Origin of the sequence: Enterococcus sp. 9D6_DIV0238, from assembly GCF_002174455.2 — a bacterium.
Taxonomy (GTDB): Bacteria; Bacillota; Bacilli; order Lactobacillales; family Enterococcaceae; genus Enterococcus_L; species Enterococcus_L dunnyi.
On the sequence record NZ_CP147246.1, the window covers coordinates 1072572 to 1097325 of the forward strand.

At 37.6% G+C, this 24754-nt stretch carries 22 protein-coding genes, 2 tRNA genes and 2 other annotated features; of the genes, 6 read left to right on the top strand and 18 right to left on the bottom strand.

Going from position 1 to position 24754, the window contains the following annotated elements:
* Positions 1–36: 36 nt before the first annotated feature.
* The 4 genes from A5889_RS05075 to A5889_RS05090 all read right to left on the bottom strand — a co-directional run bounded on the left by A5889_RS05075 (position 37) and on the right by A5889_RS05090 (position 3591).
* Positions 37–717: a methionine ABC transporter permease gene (locus A5889_RS05075; RefSeq protein ID WP_087641154.1), complete on the bottom strand. Its 681-nt coding sequence runs from the start codon at positions 715–717 to the stop codon at positions 37–39.
* 16 nt (positions 718–733) lie between these two features.
* Positions 734–1810: a methionine ABC transporter ATP-binding protein gene (locus A5889_RS05080; RefSeq protein WP_087641153.1), complete on the bottom strand. Its 1077-nt coding sequence runs from the start codon at positions 1808–1810 to the stop codon at positions 734–736.
* Positions 1811–1812: 2 nt separating this feature from the next.
* Positions 1813–2646 carry a MetQ/NlpA family ABC transporter substrate-binding protein gene (locus A5889_RS05085; protein ID WP_087641152.1) on the bottom strand — a complete coding sequence of 278 codons (834 nt, stop codon included), beginning with the start codon at positions 2644–2646 and terminating at the stop codon, positions 1813–1815.
* 68 nt (positions 2647–2714) lie between these two features.
* Positions 2715–2964 (bottom strand) — a binding site (T-box leader).
* Positions 2965–3034: 70 nt separating this feature from the next.
* Positions 3035–3266 (bottom strand) — a binding site (T-box leader).
* Positions 3267–3330: 64 nt separating this feature from the next.
* Entirely contained in the window at positions 3331–3591 is a 261-nt protein-coding gene (locus A5889_RS05090; RefSeq protein ID WP_087641151.1) for a zinc-ribbon domain-containing protein, read from the bottom strand.
* 187 nt (positions 3592–3778) lie between these two features.
* On the opposite strand from A5889_RS05090, the gene A5889_RS05095 reads away from it, so the two are divergent.
* Both A5889_RS05095 and A5889_RS05100 read left to right on the top strand, forming a co-directional pair.
* Positions 3779–3851 (top strand) — tRNA-Thr (locus tag A5889_RS05095).
* Between the two features lie 72 nt (positions 3852–3923).
* Complete coding sequence (locus tag A5889_RS05100) at positions 3924–4412, top strand: GNAT family N-acetyltransferase (protein ID WP_087641150.1); 489 nt, start codon at positions 3924–3926, stop codon at positions 4410–4412.
* A 363-nt stretch (positions 4413–4775) separates the two neighbouring features.
* Here the strand turns inward: A5889_RS05100 and rpoN are convergent, their stop codons facing one another.
* Positions 4776–6101, bottom strand: coding sequence for an RNA polymerase factor sigma-54 (gene rpoN, locus A5889_RS05105; RefSeq protein ID WP_087641149.1), 1326 nt, complete (start codon positions 6099–6101; stop codon positions 4776–4778).
* A 59-nt stretch (positions 6102–6160) separates the two neighbouring features.
* Here rpoN and A5889_RS05110 point away from each other — a divergent pair.
* A tRNA-Arg gene (locus A5889_RS05110) sits at positions 6161–6232 on the top strand.
* 583 nt (positions 6233–6815) lie between these two features.
* Here the strand turns inward: A5889_RS05110 and A5889_RS05115 are convergent.
* The 5 genes from A5889_RS05115 to A5889_RS05135 all read right to left on the bottom strand — a co-directional run bounded on the left by A5889_RS05115 (position 6816) and on the right by A5889_RS05135 (position 10856).
* Entirely contained in the window at positions 6816–7790 is a 975-nt protein-coding gene (locus A5889_RS05115; RefSeq protein ID WP_254909565.1) for a tetratricopeptide repeat protein, read from the bottom strand.
* Positions 7791–7920: 130 nt separating this feature from the next.
* On the bottom strand, positions 7921–8211 hold the full coding sequence (locus tag A5889_RS05120) for a hypothetical protein (RefSeq protein WP_087641147.1): 291 nt from the start codon (positions 8209–8211) through the stop codon (positions 7921–7923).
* A 157-nt stretch (positions 8212–8368) separates the two neighbouring features.
* Positions 8369–9040, bottom strand: a complete 672-nt coding sequence (locus A5889_RS05125) for an ABC transporter ATP-binding protein (protein WP_087641146.1) — start codon at positions 9038–9040, stop codon at positions 8369–8371.
* Positions 9041–9044: 4 nt separating this feature from the next.
* Positions 9045–10136, bottom strand: a complete 1092-nt coding sequence (locus tag A5889_RS05130) for an ABC transporter permease (protein ID WP_087641145.1) — start codon at positions 10134–10136, stop codon at positions 9045–9047.
* Between the two features lie 138 nt (positions 10137–10274).
* Entirely contained in the window at positions 10275–10856 is a 582-nt protein-coding gene (locus tag A5889_RS05135; protein ID WP_087641144.1) for a TetR/AcrR family transcriptional regulator, read from the bottom strand.
* A 367-nt stretch (positions 10857–11223) separates the two neighbouring features.
* On the opposite strand from A5889_RS05135, the gene A5889_RS05140 reads away from it, so the two are divergent.
* Positions 11224–12126 (top strand): C40 family peptidase, encoded by a 903-nt coding sequence (locus tag A5889_RS05140; RefSeq protein ID WP_087641143.1) that lies wholly within the window; start codon positions 11224–11226, stop codon positions 12124–12126.
* A gap of 267 nt (positions 12127–12393) precedes the next feature.
* On the opposite strand, the gene A5889_RS05145 is transcribed toward A5889_RS05140, so the two are convergent.
* Positions 12394–12660, bottom strand: coding sequence for a hypothetical protein (locus tag A5889_RS05145; protein WP_087641142.1), 267 nt, complete (start codon positions 12658–12660; stop codon positions 12394–12396).
* Positions 12661–12782: 122 nt separating this feature from the next.
* Between A5889_RS05145 and A5889_RS05150 the strand changes: the two genes are divergently transcribed.
* Positions 12783–13481, top strand: coding sequence for a response regulator transcription factor (locus A5889_RS05150; RefSeq protein WP_087641141.1), 699 nt, complete (start codon positions 12783–12785; stop codon positions 13479–13481).
* On the top strand, positions 13471–14970 hold the full coding sequence (locus tag A5889_RS05155) for a sensor histidine kinase (RefSeq protein WP_087641140.1): 1500 nt from the start codon (positions 13471–13473) through the stop codon (positions 14968–14970). The genes A5889_RS05150 and A5889_RS05155 overlap by 11 nt, the downstream gene beginning before the upstream one ends.
* A gap of 246 nt (positions 14971–15216) precedes the next feature.
* Here the strand turns inward: A5889_RS05155 and glmS are convergent, their stop codons facing one another.
* From glmS to glmM, 7 genes are all read right to left on the bottom strand, one after another.
* Positions 15217–17028 (bottom strand): glutamine--fructose-6-phosphate transaminase (isomerizing), encoded by a 1812-nt coding sequence (glmS, locus tag A5889_RS05160; RefSeq protein ID WP_087641138.1) that lies wholly within the window; start codon positions 17026–17028, stop codon positions 15217–15219.
* Between the two features lie 442 nt (positions 17029–17470).
* Positions 17471–19021: a glycosyl hydrolase family 28-related protein gene (locus tag A5889_RS05165; protein ID WP_140405336.1), complete on the bottom strand. Its 1551-nt coding sequence runs from the start codon at positions 19019–19021 to the stop codon at positions 17471–17473.
* A gap of 33 nt (positions 19022–19054) precedes the next feature.
* Complete coding sequence (locus A5889_RS05170) at positions 19055–19885, bottom strand: energy-coupling factor transporter transmembrane component T family protein (protein ID WP_087641136.1); 831 nt, start codon at positions 19883–19885, stop codon at positions 19055–19057.
* Positions 19882–21591, bottom strand: coding sequence for an ABC transporter ATP-binding protein (locus A5889_RS05175; protein ID WP_087641135.1), 1710 nt, complete (start codon positions 21589–21591; stop codon positions 19882–19884). Before A5889_RS05175 ends, A5889_RS05170 begins: the two co-directional genes overlap by 4 nt.
* 97 nt (positions 21592–21688) lie before the next feature.
* Positions 21689–22240, bottom strand: coding sequence for an ECF-type riboflavin transporter substrate-binding protein (locus A5889_RS05180; protein ID WP_087641134.1), 552 nt, complete (start codon positions 22238–22240; stop codon positions 21689–21691).
* A gap of 11 nt (positions 22241–22251) precedes the next feature.
* Entirely contained in the window at positions 22252–23109 is an 858-nt protein-coding gene (locus A5889_RS05185; protein ID WP_087641133.1) for an SAM hydrolase/SAM-dependent halogenase family protein, read from the bottom strand.
* 235 nt (positions 23110–23344) lie between these two features.
* Positions 23345–24700, bottom strand: a complete 1356-nt coding sequence (gene glmM / locus A5889_RS05190) for a phosphoglucosamine mutase (RefSeq protein ID WP_087641132.1) — start codon at positions 24698–24700, stop codon at positions 23345–23347.
* Between the last annotated feature and the right edge of the window lie 54 nt (positions 24701–24754).

The window sequence follows — 24754 nt, forward strand, 5'->3', positions numbered from 1 at the left end:
AGTAGTTTTTTATTTGCGGTTTTATTAAATAAATGATCAATGAGATGTTTTTCGAATCAACGTATTACTGATAAATTGACTGGCAAATACTAAGACCAAAATAATCAATGTTGCTACGATCGTCACATCCGTTTGAAATCGATTGTATCCTCTAGTAATAGCTAGATTGCCCAAGCCTCCAGCTCCGATTGCACCTGCCATCGCAGTCAAACCGATCAAATTGATAATCGTTACAGAAGAAACACGAATAATACTTGGCAAGCCTTCAATGAGATACACTCTAAAAATGATCCCTAAAGGACTTGTCCCCATTGATTCAGCCGCTTCGATAACCCCAGGGTCGACCTCAAGCAAAGCATTTTCGATTTGTCTGGCAAAAAATGGAATCACTCCTATCACCAGCGGCACTAAAGCAGCCGTTGTACCAATCGTTGTTCCTGTTAAAAAACGAGTGATCGGCTGGATCAGTGCCAGCATAATGATAAAAGGGATGGATCTACATACATTGATAAATTTTTCTAAAATACTGTAAAGAACTGGACTTTTTAATATACCTTTTGGACCAGTTGCTACTAAAATGACCCCAAGTAGAGTCCCTAAAACTCCTGCAATTATTGCCGTCCAAAAAACCATATATAATGTTTCTATTGTACTGCTAATAAATTCTTGCTTTAGTTCGATAACATTTGGAAAATACTGTTGGAAAAAATTCTGCATAACTTCCGCTCCTTCATTATTGCGATACCGCTGGTAATGGTATGACGTTATTTGTTGAACCTGCTTCTTTTAAAATTTTGACTTTTACTTCTTGCTCCTGTAAGAAGTTCAGAGCCTTCTCCCGCTGTGTTTCTTCTCCCGAAAGAATCACGATCAAATTGCCGATCGGAACATTTTGTAAAATCTCGACATTGCCGTAAAGAATATTTGTGACCACATGATATTGACTGTACAGTTGTGCAATCAACGGCTCACTTGTTTGCTCTCCCACATACGAAAATTCTACCAATACTTCATTTCCACCTAAATTTGTCAAGCTAGGATGCTGAACGATCGTCTCTAATGCTTGATCGATATGAGTTGCTGTCCGAATGAAATCCTTCGTCAAGGCTTCTTTTGGCTGGCTGAATACTGAAACAATGTCGTTTTGTTCAATGACTTGCCCAGCCTCCATCACAGCAACTTTATTACAAATTTCTTTAACAACTTGCATTTCATGTGTGATCAAAACGATTGTCAATCCTAGTTCTTTATTCAATTTTTTTAATAGATCAAGAATTTGAATCGTGGTCTTAGGATCGAGCGCACTAGTTGCTTCATCACAAAGTAAAATCTCAGGATCATTGGCTAATGCTCTGGCAATCGCTACCCGCTGTTTTTGACCACCAGAGAGTTGACTCGGGTAGGCGTCTTTCTTGTCTGCCAACCCAACCAGATCCAGTAATTTTTCAATTTTTTCTTTTCGCTGCGTTTTATTTAGACCAGAATATTTCAATGAAAAATCAATGTTCCCAAAAATCGTTCGTTCCTTCATTAAGTTAAAATGTTGGAAGATCATCCCAATTTTCTTGCGTTGTGCTCGTAATTCCTTCGGTGAAAAGGAAAGTATATTTTTTTCATTGATGATCACTTCCCCAGCCGTTGGCCGCTGCAATAGATTGATTACTCGGACCAATGTACTTTTTCCTGCGCCTGAATAACCTACGATTCCAAAAACATCCTCTTTTTCAATAGTTAATGTGACATCTTTTACTGCCTCTATCGCTTTTTTCTTTTGATAAAACGTTACATCAATATGTTTTAATTCGATCATCTTTAATCCTCCTGCAATTCTTTTGGAACAAACCAATAATTTTCTTGGTTATGTTCATTTAAATAGGTTTTAAATTCTTTGGAGTGATAGGCATCAACAACTGCTTTTGCCCAATCGCTCTCTTTATTTTTTTCATCGATCGTTGCGACTAGTTCATATTCTTTTAACACATCTTCTGAAAGCAGGCTTTCTTTTGGATCAAGTTTTGCACTGTAGACGATACTTCCTGGAATAACCGCAAAATCTAGATCTTCTAAACTTCTCGGAATTTGTGCAGAAGTCATTTCTACAAATTCTAGTTCTTTCGGATTGCTTACAATGTCATTTTTTGTTGCTTTGACGGAATCTATACCTTCTTTCAATTCGATCCAACCTGCCTTTTGCAAAAGATTGAACGCTCGAGCTGTGTTAGATGGATCATCTGGGATTCCAACCTTATCTTTCTTCTGAACATCCTCTAACTGACTTTTTCGACCTGGAAATAGACCTGCTGCTACTGTTGGAATCGGTGTGATGCTGATCAGATGAGCATCCTTGTTTTCATTGAAGTTATTGAGATAAGCGGTATGCTGATCTACATTCAAATCGATCGTCCCTTCCGCCAACGCGATGTCTGCCTGAATCAATTCTGTAAACTCATTTTGCTTTATTTGATACCCTTGTTTTTCTAATATTGGTTTCACAGCTTCTAAAAATAATTCACTATATGGACCAGGTGAGGTACCCACTCTAATGATTTTATCTTTCGTTTCAGTAGAGCTACGATTGCTACTACAAGCGGAAACAGTGGTTACACCTATTAGAATCAATAGTGTCATCAACATCCTTTTTTTCATTTAACGTTCCTCCTTTTACTTTTTAGCTAAAAATAGAAAAAGCGTCCTCAAATGCATAAAATTATACATTTGAGGACGCTTTTGCGTGTTACCACCTCTATTTAGTATCCATTCACATAGATACCCTCATCAAGTACGTCAAAATTTTTGAGTATACTTTAGCACTATAACGGGTGCTCCCGTCGCTGTCTTATGAACTATTCACTCGAAGCGCTGCTCAATGGCCATTTTCCAGATTTCATTTATCGCTTGTTTTCAGCTACCCAAGCTCTCTGTTAGATAAAATTTCAGCTGTACTTTCCATCTCATTGCGTTGTCTATAAAATTTTCTTACTGATTCTGCCTTCTCCGCCAAAGAACAAAAAAAGCCCTTTACCAGCCTGTGCTAGTAAAGGGCGAATAATCGCGGTACCACCTTTGTTTTAAAGTAATCTTCATTACTTTTCTTTAATCAAGTCAATCAACTTGCTGCTAGGATAACGGGTGCTGCCCGAAGCTGCTTACTTATCAACAACTTATCCTCAGAGGCCATCTTCAATCCTTCTGCATCTATCTCTTTTCACCAACCGAGACTCTCTATGAAATGCGCCCAAATTTACTCTTCTCTTCAACGGACTGTCTATTTTCTTTTTGTTACATCGTATTCTACTTGAAAAAATCTGAGCTGTCAAATACTTTTTTTATTTACTCAGCAATTGTTTCAGTGGAACTAATTAAGTATTGTTTCAAAACATCTGGAGCCATTTCTTTACCGTATCCACATATGGGACATAACAGGTAATGACTTGATGATGTTGTAAAAAGTGGAATCCAAAACAATGTAAATTTTCGTCCTATTTGTTTTCCCTGCATAATTACCTCGTTGTTACAATGACCACAGTCACATTGAATGACAGTGTCCCCTAAATCTTTTTCGAATCCTCTACTACCCCAAACAATAAACATATTTATTTTCCCCTCCTTATTTTAGTTTATCAATACGAACGAACTAGTGTCAATAAATAATTTAAAATAGCCATTCATTTTTTATTATTTTACATTTCAACAAATTTATACATTTATCTACCAAGGATAAACGTATTGACAAACATTCTAATCTACGGTAATCTGTTATCTGTATTCCAGTAATATTGCCGCCTTAGCTCAGCTGGTAGAGCACCACCATGGTAAGGTGGGGGTCGCCGGTTCAAGCCCGGCAGGTGGCTTTTTTAATAAGTAGTACTCTTTTTTTAGAGTGACTACTTTTTTTATTTCTATATTATGGGAGGCTGTAATCTATGGAAAAGGACCTCACACTCAGTTTTTATGAAACAAGTGATCTACAATTATACAAACAGCTTTGTCAAGATATTCGTGTGATGCGATATATCACAGAAAAAGCCGAGACAGATAATGAAGCCGCAGAAAATTTTCAAAAAATCCTTGATTACAACGCTGCGCACAGTGATCACACTGGCTATTATAAAGTCTATGATCGATCCACTTATATCGGTTTTGCTAAATTATCTTGGGATAAAGAAAAGAAAATCGAAATCGGCTATATGCTTCTGCCTGAGTATTGGGGAATGGGCTATGCGCACCAGATCATTACCGATTTACTTACCAAAATCACGCATTCAGACAGACTTTCTAAAGCTACGGTTTATGCTATTATCGATCCAAATAATGGTGCATCAAAACACCTGCTCCAAAAACATCATTTTGACTCTGTTTGGCTGGGAATTGAAGAAGGGCTCCCTTCAGAGCATTTGATTTGGAAACCATGATTCCTAAATAAAAAAGAGGATGGAACGTAAGGATTCACCTCTGAGAAATAAGAGGGCTTTACCTCTACTTCCACCGTTTATTCGTTTTAAAAAGGGACTGGATCGTAACTCGCAGAGTTATGTTCCAGTCCCTTTAATTTTTAATAAATGGCGATACAAAAGCAGCTCCTTCTTATTGCTGTAAAACACAACGACGAATGTGCTGATGCTTTCTCGTCAAAAACACGTCGCAGATAAACAGTATTGCACAGTACCTACTTCATTTTGTTCCGATCTAATCAGCTAGCAAATCTCTCAGTATCAAAGATACTAAGGATTGAAGGACTTATTTTTCACAGTTAAATGCTTTTGTCTAAGCCTCTTCTATTTATCATACCTTTTTCTCTTAGAGGAGGCAGGAATACCCAGTGCTTCGCGGTATTTAGTCACTGTTCTTCGCGATATGTCAATGTCCTGCTCTTTTAACAAGTCGACGATCTTTTGATCTGACAGTGGTTTTGCTTTATTTTCATTATCTACAAGACGCTGTAATTGCCTTTTTACACTGCTCGTTGACGTCTCTTCTCCAGTGCTTTCATTGGCCAGACCATGAGAAAAAAAGGAACGTAATTCAAAAACACCAAAAGAGGTTTCCAGATATTTTCCATTTACTGCACGGCTGACCGTTGATTCATGAATATCAAGAGTCTCTGCGATTTCTCTGAGCGTCATTGGCACCAACGGGCGATCTTCATTGAAAAAGAAAGCCTGCTGACGTTCGACAATTTCTTTTCCTACTCTTAAAATCGTATCTCCCCGTTGAATAATTGTTTTTTCAAGCCATTCAAATTCATTTTTCTTTTCTTGAATGTATGCCTGGACTTCTTTATCTTCGACTGCCTGCATGCGTTCAAAATATGCCTGTTGAAACTGCAGTTTAGGTGCTCCCTTTTTATTAGAAAGTACCGTTATCTGTCTGTCCTTGGTTCTAATCGTCAAGTCAGGTCGAATATAAATTCCAGAGGTTGATTCAAAAATACTACCGGGTGATGGTGTCAAGGTTTGGATATAATCGAAAATTTTCTGAATATCAGACAAATCGACCTTAAATTTTTTAGCGATCGACGGCCATTTACGATTAGCTAGTTGATCGAACTCCTCTTCGATCACAATGTATGCTAAAGATGGCGCTGCATCATCCCGTTCAATTTGCAGCATCAAACATTCTTGCAAATTTCGTGCACCAACGCCTGCTGGGTCTAATTGCTGAATCAAGGTCAAGGCATCCAACATCTCAATAGCAGTAGCTCCCGTTTGTCGTGCTGCTTCCTCTAAATCAATGGTCAAATAACCATTTAAGTCAATAAATTCCACTAAAAACAATACTAACGTTCTCAAATAAGTATCTCGATAATTCAAATGAATCTGATCGATCAGGAATTCAAAAAGAGAGGTTTGATCGTCAGGAATTTGATTTAAGTAATTATACTCTTCATTTGTATAAGTTCGACTGCCAGAGTTCGTAAAATCACTATGGCTAGTATTCGCTTGTAAATCGATCAATGGATTTTCCAGAGACTTGGTTTCTATATAAGCGTTGAGTTCTTCTGAGTTATACTGTAGGATTTGGATCGACTGCTGCAATTGTTGGGTCATAGCAAGTTTTTGGACTTGCTTTTGCTGTTGGGACAAATGCTGTTCAAATTTCATTAATTTCGTCATCCCCCTTGTAATTTATTAAAATATCAGCTAAACTAATACTCGTGCTTGCGCCCTTAGTGTAGTGGATATCACGTAAGATTCCGGTTCTTGAGACGGGGGTTCGATTCCCTCAGGGCGCGTCTGCTCAACCAAGATTTTCTGCTACAAATAGCATTATAGCACAGTTTATTCTTAGATGGCGTCTCTTCTTTTCATCTTTTAGAATATGACTGTACCTAAGCATCATCATGAAGATGATGTTTTTTTTATCCCCTATAAATAATTCTACACTATTTTTCCCATTTTTTTCTCATATTTCTGATGAATATAGCCAAAATTTGATAAAACGTCCGTTTATTTTTATGTTATGATAAATCTTCAAAATATATTTGTTAGGGTAGGGGTTATATTGGGGAGGCTTCACACACGGTTATTCGTTCTTTCTCTTTTTTTAGTGTTCACAGAATTTATTATTCAGCGTTATTTTACTCAAAGCACCATTTTTGATACAGAATCAGTGTATTTAGTGATTACCTTTATTCAAGGTGGAATTTTTTTCCACTTTCTTCTTTCATTTTTATTACTGATCTACTTAAAATTAACTTCAAAAAAATAGGTGCTTTTTACCAAAAAAGGGCTGGGACATAACTCTACGAGTTACGACCCAGTCCTTTAAAAAATGAATAAAAGGTGGAAGCAGAAGTGTCCGACCTCGATATTTTATCACTGAACCATCGTTTCTAGATCTAAACGAATTTCATGTTGTATTTTTTGAATCTTTTTGATTTCTTCTTTTTCTTCTATGTGATATTTTTGACCCATCGATTGATTGTAAGAGATGATATAGCTTATCGCCCACAATCTGGGATTTTTGATGATTTGATCTGCCAGCGGGTATAATAATGTAAAGTGCAAACGAATTTCTTCAGTGATATCTACTAGTAAAATTGGAGCAACATTGATCAATTCTTTTTCTAAAAAGAGCAAGATTCTCTGATATGCTGCACAATCCAGTGGCGTTCCTACCGTTGCAGGAATAACTGTATAAGTTTGATCATCTCTCCACAAAAATTTTACTTCTTCTTTGACATGCAGTTTGACAAGTTCCTCTAAAATCCATGACCGAACTAAAATATGTACCCGTCCATCAAGTAATAAGTTTTTCCCAAGCCTAATAAAATCATCCTGAGGTAAATTCAGTGATTTTTTGATTACAGACAACTGCTCATAATAATCATATAAATTCAACTGATTTAGTTCTTTTTTTACTTCCGAGATCTTTACGGATTCAAATTGCTGATACTTCAACTCAACATGCTTAACCTTCTTTTTCAGAGAAATAAGTTTTCTCATCTCACCGCTTTGTTCCATCAAAATCCGCTCATTGATGATACTATGCGCTTGAAGGAATAGCTGATTCTTCGTCAGCACATGAATATAGATCTCTAGATAGTCCAGATATTCAAAATAGGACTCACGCATTTCCGAAACCACATACAAGGCTTTCTCATAGTTCTCTGTGTCCAAATACGTATTTGCCAAAACCAGATTCAAAGGGAAATCCTGTTTAATTGCATATGCTTTTTCAAAATAAGAGAGTGCTGCTTCTTTATTTCCGAGTTGGAGTGCTTCTTGCCCCATCTCAATATATCGTTCATAATTTTTTGGAAATGGAATTTTATTCGACAAAAATAACACCACCTTCCTAGTGCTCATTCTTCATGTAGCTATTTCTTTATGCCTAAATAATATCAAAAAATAAATACCATGTACATTTAAAACCAAATATCGTACTCTAAGACATTTATACATGAAAAAAACGGTGATTTTAATATAGATTTCGGATGATGATCGCTGTTTCTGCCGTTCCTTCAGCATTCATTCGTTCAGCTTTTTCAAGCAAAGAATAGCCCACATAAAATTCCTTTGTCAATTCATCCTGAACTTTGAATTCTACGACCTCTTCCACATGAAGTGCATTCGGCTCAACCTCTTGTACACTATCCCAGCCCGTATCGATAAATACCTTCGTATCATCAGTGACCGTTTTATTTGATTCTAGCTCTTCCACCAGTTTTTTCAACTGTGAAAATGTCATTACTTCAACTCTATTATCCATTATTTTACCTCGCTTTCAACTTTTGATTGACTATTTTTCCAAACAACTCCTGTTTTACTTCTCTCCCCCATCATAACCTAAAAACAAGTTTTATTATACTTAAAATTAAAAAGAAGGAAAATAAACATTTCGTTTACTTCCTTCTTTTAAACAATCCTTATTCTTTTGTCAGTTCACCATCTTCAATTCGGTAAACATTGTCGCTCCATTCGATCATCCTTGGATCATGAGTCACCATGATCGTGGCTTTCTTTTTCTCATGTGCTTCTTTCGCTAGAAGTTTAACAACTTCATACGCATGTTCTGTATCCAAACTTGCAGTTGGTTCATCAGCTAAAATCAAACTAGGCTCATTGAACAGTGCTCTGGCGATCGCAACACGTTGCCGTTCCCCGCCGGATAAATCTCTAGGAAATTTTTTCATCAGATCTGCAATGTCCAGTGAGGCCAATAACTCTTCGACACGAGCTTTTTCAGGCTTTTTCTTTTCAATTTTATCTACCAGCGTAAATTGCTTTTCCACAGTCAAAAATGGAATCAAATTGGATGCTTGTAAAATAAAACCGATCTCTTCAAAGCGCAATCTAGAACGTTTCTTTTCATTTAAATGGGTAAAATCTTTGCCATTGATTTGAATGGTTCCGGTACTTGGTGTTTGCAATCCGCCGGCAATCGTTAAAAAGGTGCTTTTACCAGAACCTGAAGGTCCAATAATGCTAACAAATTCCCCTGCCTCAACATTCAGATTGACTCCTTTTAATGCTTCTACTGCAGCATGACCTTTTCCAAAGGTTTTTCTAATATCATTCATCACTAAAATATCAGCCATTTTTTTATCCTCCTATCGCCTTCATCGGATCAACTTTCGTAACGGTTCGAATCGAAAAGACGCCGCCAAACACAGCGACAATTACTAATACTACACTGTATATGAGCAAGTTCATCGTATCTAATTCAAATGGCATTGCTGCAGGTAATATCAAATTGGTCAATAGCGTCAAGATCACACCAATTGCTACGCCGATCACACCCAAAATAAACGTTTGAGCAATGATCGATTGAATAATATAACCATTAGAAATCCCTTGTGCTTTCATCACACCGAACAAACTCGTTTTTTGAAGAGTCATCACATAAATAAAAATACCAATAATGGCTGCAGTAATGACAAACAGAAAATAGATCATTGCGTTCAAAGTCAAATTCTGTTCACTATAACCAGGCAATTTTTCAATAAAATCTTCCATTTTATATTTTGCCAAATGATCATCACTTGCGTGTAACTCGATTTTACTCGTAGGCGTTGATTTTACGACAATGCCATTGATCGGTGTCTGATCTCCCTCGATGATTCTGCCAAATTTGATTTCTTGCCATTGATCGATCGATGTATAGATCAATGGAACAATACTAAAGGTATTTTGTTTTGTTATTCCTACAACTTTTAATGGTTTGTCCAGTTTTCCTATTTTTACGGTATCGCCTAAGTGGATACCCTTATCTACTAAATTTTGTGGAACAATGATTTCCCCAGTCTTATCAAAATAGCGGCCTTCAGTCAATTCTGGCTTGATCGCACTTTTCTCAGTCACGCCAAAAAGAGAAATATTGATTTTGTCTGCTTCTTTATTTTGCCCTGTCTTATTCAACGCTCCAGCATATTGCCCTAAAGGCTCTTTGATTTTTGCATCTACCTGGTCAAGATCAGCGATTACTAAACTGGATGCATTTAAACTTTTATTTGCATCGTCCGATAAAATGATACTTGTAGCTCCCCAATTATCTACACCTTTTCTAACGCCTTGAGCCAATCCATTCGCTAATCCGGATAGCATAAAAGCGACATAGGCTACCAGCACAATGACTCCGACAACCAATGTGTAACGTAATTTGAAATACTTCATTTCTTCTAATCCTAAAAACATCCGATCCACCTCTTTTTTTATCACTTGATAAAAAATTAATTAAAAAAACAAACCAATTTTTTATCGGTTGATAAAAATATTATCATAAAAAAAGGAATAGCACAACTTTTTTATCACATGATAAAAAAATACTATTCCTTACGCAACAACTCCATGCAAGACCATCTGCATCAATTCAGTGATTTGCTCTGAGCGTTCATTCTCTGTTCTCAGTTGATGGACTGTTGAAAATAATAACGATAAGCTCATCAGATAAAATTGGGCTGCCTTTTGAGCAGAAACATGACTATTCAACGTTTCTTTACTTGTTTCAAAAACTTTTTGAAGTGGTTCTAAATAATACTCATTCAAAATATGAAACAATTGCTGTTTGTTCTCCGGCTCCATCTCTGCAGCGCTTTGATGGATAAAAGAAAAAATATCTCGATGGTATACATTCAACAATGCGTTAGTGCAATCGATCAATTGATTTTCAAGTGAATCATTCTTTTGAATGATTTGTTCGATCGCTGTTTTTAGCTGGCTGCCGATCTGCTTGTTGATCTCAACAAACAGAAGCTCCTTGGTTGAGAAGTGGTAGTAAAGAGCAGGTTGTGTGATATTCGCAGCTTTAGCAATATCACGAGTGGATGTATTTTTGTATCCGTTCGTTAAAAAAAGCTCTTTTGCCGTTTCTAGGATCGACTGATGTGTAACATCAAATACTGTTTCTTTTTTCATCCTCATCCCTCCATTTCATCCTGCTTTGACCCTTTTTTCTTTCTAAACTATTTTAAATCAATTTAAAGAAAAAAGATAGTAAGGAAAAACGAACCACTAAAACGGACTACCAAGCAGCCATCTTTGATTGTTTTTGTGACAGTCTACCATCAAATGATTTAAGCAGATTTGTTTTTGACATCTTAGAGCGGTTACATTACATAAAAGAAAAAAAGTGCAATAAAAGTGCATTTTTTGTAAAAAAAGCAACAAACATTTAACCTCCCTTTTACAGACTATTTTTCTAGAGTGTGTTTAAATACTAGTGGCCTTTGATTAGGCGAGTCATCAACTACATACGAAAACATCATGCTAAAGGAGAATTTTTTTGAAAAAAACCACTACCTTGACCAAATTATTCATTGCAGGCATAGCACTATCTACTAGCTTATTTCTTAGTGATCAAGCACAGGCAGAAACCCCTGACCAAAACAAAGCTGCCGCTGAAAAGCTTATTAGTGAATCCTCACAAAAATTGACACAATTAAAAGCAGTAAAGCTAAAATCTGTAGAACAAAAAACTGAAGCGGCGGATCAATTATCGTACATAGGAATGAAAATCCAAAAAACACAAACAGCTATTAAACAATTGCAAGATATCCAAACAATTGGATCAGTTACTGAATCTGCAACAGCAAAAACTACTGATGCTTTGACATTGGATTTTGCTTCTGTGACAGCTCCCAAAGAAGAGACTAATGATCCATTAGATGAAAAAAAAGAACGTCTAGCTGAATTAAACCAGCAACAAAAAGAATTGCAAACAGAGATCAGAGAGCTTACTGAAGAACAATCAGATCTAGCTGATCAGGAAAAACAGCTCTCTAAAAAAATCGAGCAGGCAAAACAACAACAAGCCGAACAAAGTAAGCAAACCGATACACGATCAGCAGTCATAGCAGCAGCTAAAACACATTTAGGTAAACCATATGTTTATGGTGCTGCTGGCCCTGATGCATTTGATTGTTCTGGTCTAGTCCAAGTTGCCTTTGCTTCAATCGGTCACGCTTTAGGCCGAACAACTGTTGACCAAGAAACAGCAGGTACTACGATCGCTGTTTCTGAAGCCCAAGCAGGAGACTTAGTTTTTTGGGGTAGTCACGGCGGAACTTATCATGTTGGTATTTCAACAGGAGACGGTTCCTATATTCATGCACCGGTTCCCGGTGATGTGGTTCAGATCGCAACCGTTGCTTCTTATTCACCAGATTTTGCTGTTCGAGTATTATAATTAGCTGCTCGATCATTGAAGTGAGCCCCTAAAATTAGATCTGAGAAATCTAATTTTGGGGGCTCAAATTCATACTAAGCACTTTTTTATATGTTTTTCCAAAAAAATCTAATTTAAATAATAAAAGACACAATCGCCGAGCTTTTCCTCTCATTTTTTTATACGAAATGCTAAATTCTTGAGAATTATGAGAAAGTATGCTATTTTATGGTTGTGTGTAATTTGATTTGTGTTCCCTCCATCGATCTCGTTGGGGGAATCTTTTTTTTATTCAGCTGACCAGCAAGGGTGAGTTGAATATCGATGCGCTTTTTGCCTCATTTGATTTCTTCGCTCACTCCTTTCCCAATGGGAGCCTTCAGTATTTCGCTGCTTTCCTTGCTCTTTATTTTCTTGATCCCACATATGTCTTTCTCTCATCTCATTTGAATACATAGCGTCCTCATCAAAACGTCCAATCGCTTCAACTGTCGTTGCAAAATTAAACGTCCCCAAAATCACCATGCCCAATAATAATAGACTGCTTTTTTTCATTGTTTGATCCCTCCTATTTTTATTCAGTCTAACTAGTAATTGTGTCGAATATGTGTCGAAAAAAATTCCCCTAATTCCTTGATTATTGACTATAATAGAAAGAAGAAGCAGGAGGAAACATTATGAAAAAAATTTTGATCGTAGATGATCATCAGCAAATCACTGAAGTGTTAAAAGAATATGTTTTAAAAGAGGGGTTCACGCCGGTGATAGTTTCTAATGGACAAGAAGCACTAAATGCCTTTTATAAACATACGATCGAGCTGATTTTACTGGACGTGATGCTTCCAGTTCTCGATGGATTTGAGGTCTGTAAAAAAATCCGTGAAACGTCTAATGTCCCGATCATCATGATCACTGCCAAAGGAGAGGACTATCACCGTATCATGGGGTTGGATATCGGTGCGGATGATTACATCGTCAAACCATTTTCTCCAAGTGAAGTCATGGCTAGGATACGAGCAATTTTACGACGTATCGAACGAACAGAAGAAAACCAACAATCGATGGCCTATTTGACCTATGATAACCTCGCTCTTTATCTAGAGGAAAAGAAAGTCACTATTGAGCAAAAGGAAATTCTATTGACCAAAAGAGAATTAGAACTGCTCTGGCTGCTTTTATCTCACCGGGAAAAAGTTTTCTCACGGGATAACTTATTAGATAGCCTTTGGGGCATCGATTATTATGGTGACGCTAGAACAGTCGATACACATATCAAACGTTTGAGAGCAAAACTGGATGAAGTGCCCCATCCACAGTGGGAAATTGCAACAGTTTGGGGCCAAGGCTATAAATTCGAGGGAAAAAATGAAAAATAAACTAACAAAAAAGCTTATTCTATATTTCTCGTTGACACTACTACTGTTTTCTCTTGTGATCGGTTTTGCCTTTCGTTTCTTGTTCTCAAAGCAGACCATTACGATCCATACAGAAGAAATGACTCGCCGTGCTGCGGTGATCGCAGACAATTTAAGTGACTATTTTTCTGAGCAAGTCTCTGTAGAGAATGACAATAATTCATCTATGCACGGGATGATGGGATCTGGTTCTTCCATGAAAATGGATATGCATTACGCTTCTTTTATCAAATTCATGGATCAATTGGCCATGGATGATCTTTGGATCGTAGATGAACATGCCCAAACGATCACAGTGGGGCATGGGATGCATCAAAAAGAATACAGTGCGCTACCTGAAGATGCACAAAAAGTCATTCAGCAGGTCTATGCAGGAAAAACAGCAACTAGTAATGCTTTTAGTAATTTTATTGGAGAACCAACTGTAACAGTGGGCGAACCAATCAAAGATACAAACGGGAATGTGCTGGCCGTTGTCCTACTCCACTCCGCTGTATCAAGCGTGCATAAAGAAGAAAGAAAAGGCTATATGCTGCTTTTGGCCAGTATCTTGATCGCATGGATCATCGGTCTCTTGCTTTCTGTCATCCTTTCAAAAAAATTCATCGCACCGATCAACAAAATGAGTGCTTTTACAGATGAGTTAGTGATCGAAACATATCAAAAGCCATTGATAATCTCAGAAAAAGATGAAATCGGTCAGCTTGGAGAAAAATTGAACATCTTACGAGAACGCCTCTTAACTGCTAAAAATCAGCGGGAAAACAGGGAGCAGGCTCAAAAAGATTTTTTATCTACTGTTTCACATGAATTACGCACACCTGTAACCGTTATTCGCGGCTCACTTGAATCATTAGCCGATGGTCTTGTCACACAGCCAGAAAAAGTAAACGAGTATCATCAGCAATTATTGAACGAAGCTATTGTCTTAGAGCGATTGATCAACGATTTACTCGAGTTGTCCCGTTTAGAAAATCCTGAATTCTCGATCACGATGGAAGCTGTACCGATCAATGATGTATTATCAGACAGCTTACGCAGCCTACGAATGAAAGCGGCTGAGAAAGAACAAACCTTGACACTTAAAACAATCTTAGATCGACCCGTGATCATTCAAGGAGACTATGGCCGTATTCGCCAGCTCTTGATCATTTTAATAGAAAACGCTCTTAAGTTTGCACCTGCTCAAACAACGATCACCGTCGACACCGAACGCAAAAAAGATTCATTGATGCTTAGTATCCATAATTTTGACCCAGTGATTTCTCAAAAAGAACAGGAACAGATTTTCACCCGTTTTCATCGTTCGCAATCGAAGCAGCAGTTTGATGGAACTGGGTTAGGTTTAGCTATCGCCAAAGAAATCGCGGACCGTCATCAATTTAAACTAAGTGTTCACAGCACAACAGAAGCAGGAACAACATTTTATTTAAAGATTCCATTAAAATAAAGTCGTTGAGGCAAAACTCTGCGAGTCAAATCCCTGACACCTGTAATTCGGATAAACAGTGAGAACAGAAGCAATTCCTTAGAAAATAAGAAAGAATTCACAAAAATTTGGAAAACAATTTTCGTGAATTCTTTCTTATTTCTCGTGATTAAACACTTCTGTCTCAACCTCTACTTCTTAATAAGCGATGGTCAAAAGTTGGTTTCTTCTTATTTTTCAGAGCTAAACGTTTTTGTCTCAGCCCTTTTATTCCACAGTTACGCTCTTTGCTAAATTACGCGGTTTATCAACATCATATCCTCTTTGTAACGTAGCAAAATAGGCAATCAATTGTGTCGGAACAATGCTGACTAAAGAAGTCAGTAATGGATGGACATCCGGTAAAATCACTTGATCTGTCTCCTTAGCTAACGAAGCTAAAGAAATCACAAAATTGTGTGCTCCGCGGCTTTCGACTTCTTTCAAATTCCCTCTTGTATGAGCAGCTGTTTTCTCGTCTGTAATCACACCAAAAACTGGCGTTCCTTCTTCGATCAATGCGATCGTCCCATGCTTTAATTCACCCGCAGCAAAGCCTTCTGCCTGAATATAAGAAATTTCTTTTAATTTTAGTGCCGCTTCCATTGAAACATAATAGTCCGTACCGCGACCAATATAAAAAGCATTTCTTGTAACAGCTAAATAGTCTTCTACTAACTGGCTGATCGTAATTTTATCATCGATGATCGTTTCCATCACGGACGCAATCACACTTAGCTCATGCGCAACATCAAAAGCTTTTGAAACAGGACTTGCTTTCTTATCGCCGATCGCTTTAGCTAGTACCGCTAAAACTGCGATTTGAGCTGTATAAGCTTTAGTAGATGCAACAGCGATCTCAGGACCTGCATGCAGCAGTAAGGTATACATAGCCTCCCTAGACAGCGTAGACCCTGGAACATTTGTGAGTGTTAAGGATGGAAAACCTAAATCATTGATTTGAACCAATACTTGCCGACTATCAGCTGTTTCCCCACTTTGACTTAAAAAGATAAAGAACGGATTGTCTGAAAGCAATGGCATATTATAACTAAATTCGCTCGACAAATGAACTTCTACTGGGATGCCCGCAACCTTTTCAATGATCGTTTTCCCGACCCAACCAGCATGATAACTAGTCCCGCAAGCAACGACATAGACACGGTCGCTTTCTGTGATTTTTTCAATGATCGTTTGATCGATCGTTGTTCTGCCAACTTGATCAGTATACTCCAGAATGATCCTGCGCATAACAGCCGGTTGATCATCGATTTCTTTTAGCATGTAATAAGGATAGGTTCCTTTTTCAATATCACTTAAATCCAGTTGAGCTTCATAAGAATCACGACAAACGATCGTTCCTGTTTCATCTTCGATCTCGATTTTATCTGCTTTGACCGTGACTAACTCGCCATCAGCGATTTCTACAAAGCGATTGGTTTGACTAAGCATCGCCATAGCATCACTGCAGATTACATTGAATTCTTCTCCTAAACCGATCAATAGCGGGCTTTTATTCTTTGCGACATAAATCGTCTCTGGATCATTTTTGTTGATCAACGCAAAAGCATAAGAGCCTTTAATAACAGCCAATGCTTTTTTAAACGCTTCTTTTGTATTTGGCGCTTCTTTCGAAAAATGAGCGATTAAATGGACAACGATTTCTGTGTCTGTTTCACCAGCTAGTTGTTCTCCTTGAAGAAATTCCTGTTTGATTTCTTCAAAATTTTCGATCACACCATTATGCACCAAAATAAATTGATGATCCCCAGCTGTATGAGGATGAGCATTCCGCTCACTTGGCTTACCATGAGTCGCCCAGCGCGTATGACCGATTCCAACGGTGCCTTGAACTTCCTGGCCGATTCGAGCACGAAGATCAGCGATTCGACCAAGTGATTTCACTAGGTGATCCTGCTCATTTACTCCTGTGACAAAAATCCCAGCTGAATCATATCCTCTATATTCTAACTTCTCTAGTCCTTGAACTAAAATATCCGTTGCATTTTCTTTTCCGACAATTCCCACAATTCCACACATAATGTCTATTTCCTACTTTCTCATTTGTCTTAGGTCATGATCAAAAAACAGTCGATAGGACATCAATGAGTTCCTGTTTGTCTCATTTTCTGTGATGATTAGACTATTTTTGATCGATCATTATATGTTTCTATTCTGCTTAGCTGAATCTTTGTTATAATTTTGCAATTATTTTTTATTTCCAGCTTGTAGAGTGCAGCCCCTAGAGCTATCCGCCGAATGTTTCGATAAGCTCTCTCCTCGTCACCTGAAACAACAGGCCTGGCGCTATTCCTATATTGGTCTAACTATCCTCCTTAAATATATTCCAATAGAAACTGCATTAATAATATATCTAAACTAATGTCCCTGTCAACTTTTAATTATAAAAAGAAAATTGGTATACATAAAAACCTTTACGAAAAAGGAATCTATGTATACCAATCATATACAAAATTATGATTTATTCACTGGTCCCAACGGTCAAAATATCTTGGATCGGTATCGGAACAGATTGTTTTCTTAAATAATAATCATAGGCCTCAGCTGTCGTCATTTCCCGCCAATCCGATGGCATCTTTTCATAATCTTCTGGTGTCCAGTATTGGACACCTAACACTTGATCCTCAGTGTCATCTCGTGTGTTTCGGATATAGGTACTTTCCGCTGGAAAACCATCACCCATAACTTTTGTGAAGCCGATTCGACGATTAGCTGGGATATTATTAAAATGAATATAAGCATTATCGATGAAAACCAAATCATGCATAAGCGGATCTGCTACATTTTCACTATGATACTCTACACCATATGAGTAATAACCGTCCCATTTTTTCCAGTCAAAAATATTATTTGCTACAAAAATATGAGAAAGCTCAGAGATCTTTCCATCAGAAATAGTTTCTCCTAACCCATATTCTGCTGTTGCGTAAAAAATCATTCCTGTATTTCTTAAATAATTATTGACGATCGTAATGTTTCGACCAGACTTAAATTTGATTCCTCCAGCGGGACCATTATGCCAGCCTCTCAAATGGTTATTTGCAAAGTAAATATCTTGTGCTCCTCTTAAATAAATGGCGTGGTCTTGTCCTATGACATCTAAGCCATAGTCATCATGGCACGAGTAAAATAAATTATTCTCGATCGCCGTCTTCTTCAAATTATTAAATGAATTGATTCCGGTAACGATAAAATATTGTTCGTTAGCCAAAACAACTTCTTTTTTAAGAATGGCACTTTGTAATCGTTGAATCGTTTGATTCGTCGATTTTGGACTGAATTCTTTTACTGCATCCAGCTCATTCAACTTTACTCCAAATAGATTATTATTGATCTCGACATTTTCCGTCCATTGATAGCGACTAGCTGTCGCATAACCGCCTATATAGATTGTTCGACCCCAATCTCTTGCGGCTCCAATATGGTTTTGATCTCTCAAAAAAATATTGTTGTTGATTTTAGCACCATTAGTTTTGTTGACACTGACCATAAATTTGCTTGAAGGATGATAAAAAACATTATTTTCGATACGTAGTTGGTCTACTAATTGAGTATAAATAGAAATATCATCTAAAAATAAATTTGTAATAGCTATATTTTGTCGATTCGGGTACTGATTTTTCGGACATTCAAATCCAACTTCTGTATTCGTTTCATTTTTGAGGATTGTTGTACCAGCAGGGTCACCACTAATTCTGACATTGCTGTACAAAGGAATCGTTTTATTGATGATATACTCACCTTCAGGCAAGTACAGCCAGCGATTCTTTGCAGTCGCCACTTCTAAACACTTGTTCAATTTTTCAGATTGATCTACTGGAGTATCCGCACTCAATGCATCCTCGCCAAAAATAGCACTGTCTGTAGCATCTAAACTCTCTTCTTGAACAAATTCTAAACTACTCTCCTGTGCCCACACTGGACGGCTTAAACAAACACTACTTAAAAAAACAAAGCTCCCAACAAAAAAATAAATGAACAACCAATCTTTCATTTTGAACTTATTAGACAAAAAAATACGTCCTTTCTCCCATTAGCAATTTTATTAAAAAGGGTTATAAAATCTTCCCCCATTAACCTTAAATAAAGCAAAACTTAAAGCTGTCAGGATCAGCGCCAACCCGATTACAACAATATCAGCGAAATGAAACGGTTGTTGCGCATACCAAGTTCTTTTTTTCTTTTCACCAAAGCGGCGTAATTCCATCGCTGTACTAATGGTTTCAATTCGATCTAAACTGGATAAGATCAAAGGGAAAACGATTTGTGCTGTCCCTTTCAACCGTTGGCTCAATTTGCCTTTTTTAGACATCTCAAAACCACGCGCCTGCTGCGCTAATGAAATATTGATAAAATCTTCCTGGATATCTGGAATGTAGCGAATCGCTAAGGCAACTGCGTAACTGATTTTATAACTAACTCCGATTCGATTTAAACTAGAGGCAAATTCACTCGGATTTGTCGTCAAAAGAAAAATCAGAACAAGCGGAATCGTACAAAAATATTTTAAGACTAAATTGAACTCATAAAATAATTGCTCCTGCGTGATCGTAAAGCGTCCAAATCCTTGCCAAATCAATGTTTTAGAGCCATAAAGCTCAACACCATATTCTGGAGAAAATAGATACACCGCAATAATATTGAGTAATGAAAAAACGAAAATAAACTTAACGACAAAGGAAATTTGATGCCATTTGATATGCGAAAATTTGAATAAAATGAGTGAAAATACCGTCATCCCAAGTAAAAAACGCGTATCATAGGTTGTCATGCACGCTACGGACAACAAAATCAAGAAAATCAATTTTGCCGTACCGTTTATTTTATGAACCACTGTATCATCAGGAATATACCCTAGCATTTGATGTTCATTCATGTAAAACGGACCTCCTGATCATATGTCATAAAATTTTTGGTAAATAAAAATGGATCAGCTAACTTTAGATGCTTAGCAAAGGTAAACAAACTCGTCTCTTTCAACGAGGCCTGCTCTACTAATTGAACATTTGTCAATACGTTGATAGGGGTCGTATCTGCAAGTATCTTCCCATCAGACAACACCAATGTACGTTCGGTATATTCTAACATCAGATGCATATCATGCGTAATCATTGCGATAGTCATGCCCATGTGATTCAGCTTTTTCAAGAAGCTCATCATTTCTGTATAATGCTTAAAATCTTGCCCTGCTGTTGGTTCATCTAAAATGATCATTTCTGGTTCTAAAACTAAAATCGATGCGATCGTCACTCGTTTTTTCTGACCAAAGCTAAGTGCTGATATCGGCCATTTTCGAAATGAATATAGTCCACAGATTTTTAAAACTTTTTCAACCTGCTGATTGATTTCAGCTTCTGGCAGCCCTTTTAATACTAAGCCTAATGCAACTTCTTCAAAAACCATCTTTTTAGAAATCATCTGATTTGGATTTTGCATGACAAAACCAATTTTATCCGCCCGTTCTTTGATCGAAAATTGCGTAAAGTCTTCATTCTGCCAATGCATCTTTCCAGTTTGAGGTGTAATAAAACCGCAAATAGCTTTACTCAATGTGGATTTCCCAGCACCATTTTTCCCAACGATACTAAACATTTCCCCTTTATTGATCGTCACCGAAACATCGTCTAGCACTAAACGGCCATTTTTTTGATATTGATACGTTATATTTTCTAACGTCAACAGCGGTTCTGTTTTCTTTTGTTCAGATTCCTGTGATTGCTCTTTCATCCAATTTTCCATTTGTTCTTTTAATTGAGGAGCTTGAACCTTCTCATTATCTGATAAATGTTCGACAGTGGTCAGATCTACACCAGCATATTTCATTGCTGTTACATACAGCGGCTCACGAATTCCTTTTTCTATAAGGATATTCGTTTTCAGGAGTTCATCTGCCGGCAAATCAGCGACGATCCGTCCATCATCAAAAACGATCACACGATCTACTGAACGATATAGGACATCTTCTAATCGATGCTCAATGATAACGACCGTGGTCTTGACTTTTTTATGAAGATCATCGATCAATGCAATCGTCTCTTTTCCGGCTTTGGGATCAAGATTTGCCAAAGGCTCATCAAATAATAAGATCGGCGCTTCATTGATCAAAACCCCTGCCATCGATACCCGCTGCTTTTGTCCGCCGGATAAATCCTGTGGTCGATGATGTAAAAAATCACTGATTTCAACCACTTCTGTCCATTTCTTGACTTCTTGTTTCATCGTTTCTTGCGAGACTGCATCATTTTCTAGTGCAAAAGCCACATCTTCGCCCACAGTCAAACCGATAAATTGACCATCTGTATCTTGAAGGACAGTTCCGACATCAAATGATAAGTCAAATAAACTGGTTTGAGTCAATTCTTTCTCATTGATCTTCACACTTCCAGTAATTTCTCCTTCATAGCTGTATGGAATCAAGCCGTTGATACACTGAGCAAATGTCGATTTTCCGCTACCGCTGTGCCCTAAGATCAAGACTTTTTCTCCCTCATAAATTGTTAAATCGATAGTATGTAATGTAGGTTCAGCTTGGCTATGATACTGGAAGCTGAAGTTATCAAACGTGATCAGTGGTTTTTTCATGGATGCCGCTCCTTTTTTCTATGTAAAAAAGACAAGAAAAGACGATTAGCTAAAATAGCCGTTTTTTCTTGTCCTTCATTTCTATTTTACTACATAACTAATCTTTTGTTAAACTCCCTTTTTTTGTTCGGGTTGCAGCATAAGCTGCCATCAACAATGTACCGATAATTCCAACAGCAATGATATTTAGGACTACTGCAATAACACCTTGTGTATAAACTTTACTAGCAGGCTCACTGTAGATCAAAACATCTAATGTCGGAGCGATTAATCCCCAAACTACAGCATTTCCAACTACTTGATATATATTAAAATGAATAATGTCTCTTTTCGTGAATTCGCCATGCTGTAGATCGATCTTTCTTCCTGCAAAACCATAGATAACACCAATGATCCCTGAGCAAACGATCCAGCTCCACCAAGCACTGCCGTAAGTTGTGAAATCCTTCAATGTGTGTCCGATCAATCCGATCAGCCCACCTGCTACTGGTCCAAAAATAGCTGAAATCAATGCTAAAAACGGATAGGCAGTCTCAAGGTTCGTATTTGGAAAACCTGTTGGAATCACTACAAAACGTCCCAAAATAACAAAAACAGCCGAACCGATACCAATTGCTACGATCGTTTTTACTGAAAAATCTTTTTTCATTTTGTTCACTCCTATTCAAAAATAATCTTTGGTGCTTTTCTCAATTGGATCGTCCAGTCTGTCCCAGTTCCAATATGATATAACTTCGAAAATGAATCTTGGTTAACAGCTACTCCGATATTGACCAATGAGTTGACATACACCAACGGTTCCCCGATATTGACATCTGCAAATGATTTTGCAAATTTCATAATATTTTGATACACTTTTTTCTTTTTATGATAGATCGTCACTTGCAGCTGATCTCCATGACTGATTGCTGCTTCCTTTAGAAATGCTAATGGAATATTCGTCCATAGTGACCCAAAACGAATGTCCAGTACATCGATACTACCTTCTAATATATGCTCATTTTGTGTTGCTTCGATCAATGGCAACGTGGTGATCGAAGCTGTATCAACAACACTGCCTAATTCTTCAAAAGAGATCTCATTACTAGCAAGACGCGCACCGTTATACGCATAGATATCTCTACCATGAAATGTGTGACTTTCTTCTGAGTGCGGTAAGCGACTAGTTACTTCATCGATTGCACGAATTTCTTCGATTCCTTGATAGTGTAAAATGTGTGTTAACGAGCCATTATCCGGTGTGATGATGTAATGTCCTGAACTTGTTTTCGCAACGATACTTCTGCGGGCGCTGCCGACACCTGGATCGACCACCGAAACAAAAACAGTTCCTTTCGGCCAGTATTTGACAGTTTGATACAACCGATAAGAAGCTGCCCAAATATCATATGGGGGAATCTCGTGGGTCAAATCTTCAATGGTGATTTCATCGCTGACCATATGTGCCACGCCGTACATCGCACTAACTGCACCATCACCAAGACCAAAATCTGTTTGTAAAACTAAATATTTTCCCATCTCATTACCCCTTTCATGTCTAAAATCACAAATAACTGTTGCATTGAAAAAATAGACCTAACTAGTCTATCAATTCTCAAATAATACTACCTTTTTATCCCAAATCTGTCAACGAAATTATCGAACGATCTTCCTGAAATATAAATAATCATTCGCTTTTAAATCATAAAAAAAGACAAAATAATAACTTGAGTTGTTATCACTTTGTCTCTTTTTTTTTATTGTTTCTATCTAACTATTCTACACCGATTTCAGCTTTCACGACGTCAGCGATCTGATCCACATAATAATCTACTTTTTCTTGTGTTGGTGCTTCAGCCATCACACGTAGTAGTGGTTCAGTTCCTGAAGGTCGAACTAAAATACGTCCGTCACCATTCATTTCTTGTTCCATCTGTTCAACGATTGCTTTGATTGCAGGTACATCCATTGCGCCATGTTTATCTGTCACACGGATATTTACTAATTTTTGTGGATAAACAGTCACTTCTGCAGCTAGTTCAGATAATTTTTTCCCTGTTTGTTTCATGACGTTCAATAGTTGAATACCAGAAAGCATTCCATCTCCTGTTGTATTGTAATCTAAGAAGATCATATGTCCTGATTGTTCGCCGCCAAAATTATAGTCGTTTTTACGCATTTCTTCTACAACATAGCGGTCACCAACTTGTGTGATGACATCTTTCATTCCGGCAGCCTCAACAGCTTTACGGAAGCCTAAATTACTCATCACAGTGGTTACGATCGTATCTTTTTTCAAACGATTTTTTTCTGCCAAATATTTTGCACAGATAAACATGATTTTATCTCCATCAATGATATTCCCAAGCTCATCCACTGCAATAATGCGGTCACCATCACCATCAAATGCTAAACCTACATCCGCATTTTTTTCAACAACCATTTCTGCTAATTTTTCGGGATGTGTTGAGCCAACACCATCATTGATATTCAAGCCATTTGGACTAGTCCCCATAGTAAAGAACTCTGTTTCTAAATCTGCAAATAAACGGTTAACTGAAGTTGCAGTCGCTCCATTGGCAGCATCGATACAAACAGTGATTCCTGATAAATCGCCCGGAATCGTTTGAACTAGAAATTGTGAATATTTCAATAAGCCTTCTGGAAATTCATCTAACGAACCCAGACCTTCTGCAGAAGGTCGAGGCAATGTATCTTCTTGTGCGTCAAGTAATGCTTCGATTTCCAACTCTTGATCATCGACTAACTTAAAGCCATCTGAACCAAAGAATTTGATTCCATTATCCTCAGCAGGATTATGAGAAGCAGAAATCATGACTCCAGCAGATGCTTTTTGCAGTCTTGTTAGATAAGCAACACCTGGTGTTGAGATGACGCCTAATTGGAATACTTCAATTCCTACTGACAACAATCCAGCAATCAACGCTTGTTCCAATAATTGTCCGGAAATACGTGTATCGCGACCAACCAATACTCTTGGACGACGTGTAGAATCTTCATGCTGACTAAGTACATATCCGCCAAAGCGGCCCAATTTAAACGCTAATTCTGGTGTCAATTCTTTATTTGCAATTCCTCGAACACCATCTGTTCCAAAATATTTACCCATCTTAACTCTCCTTCTACTCTATAAAGGTCTGTTTATTCTTTTGATACAAGCCCA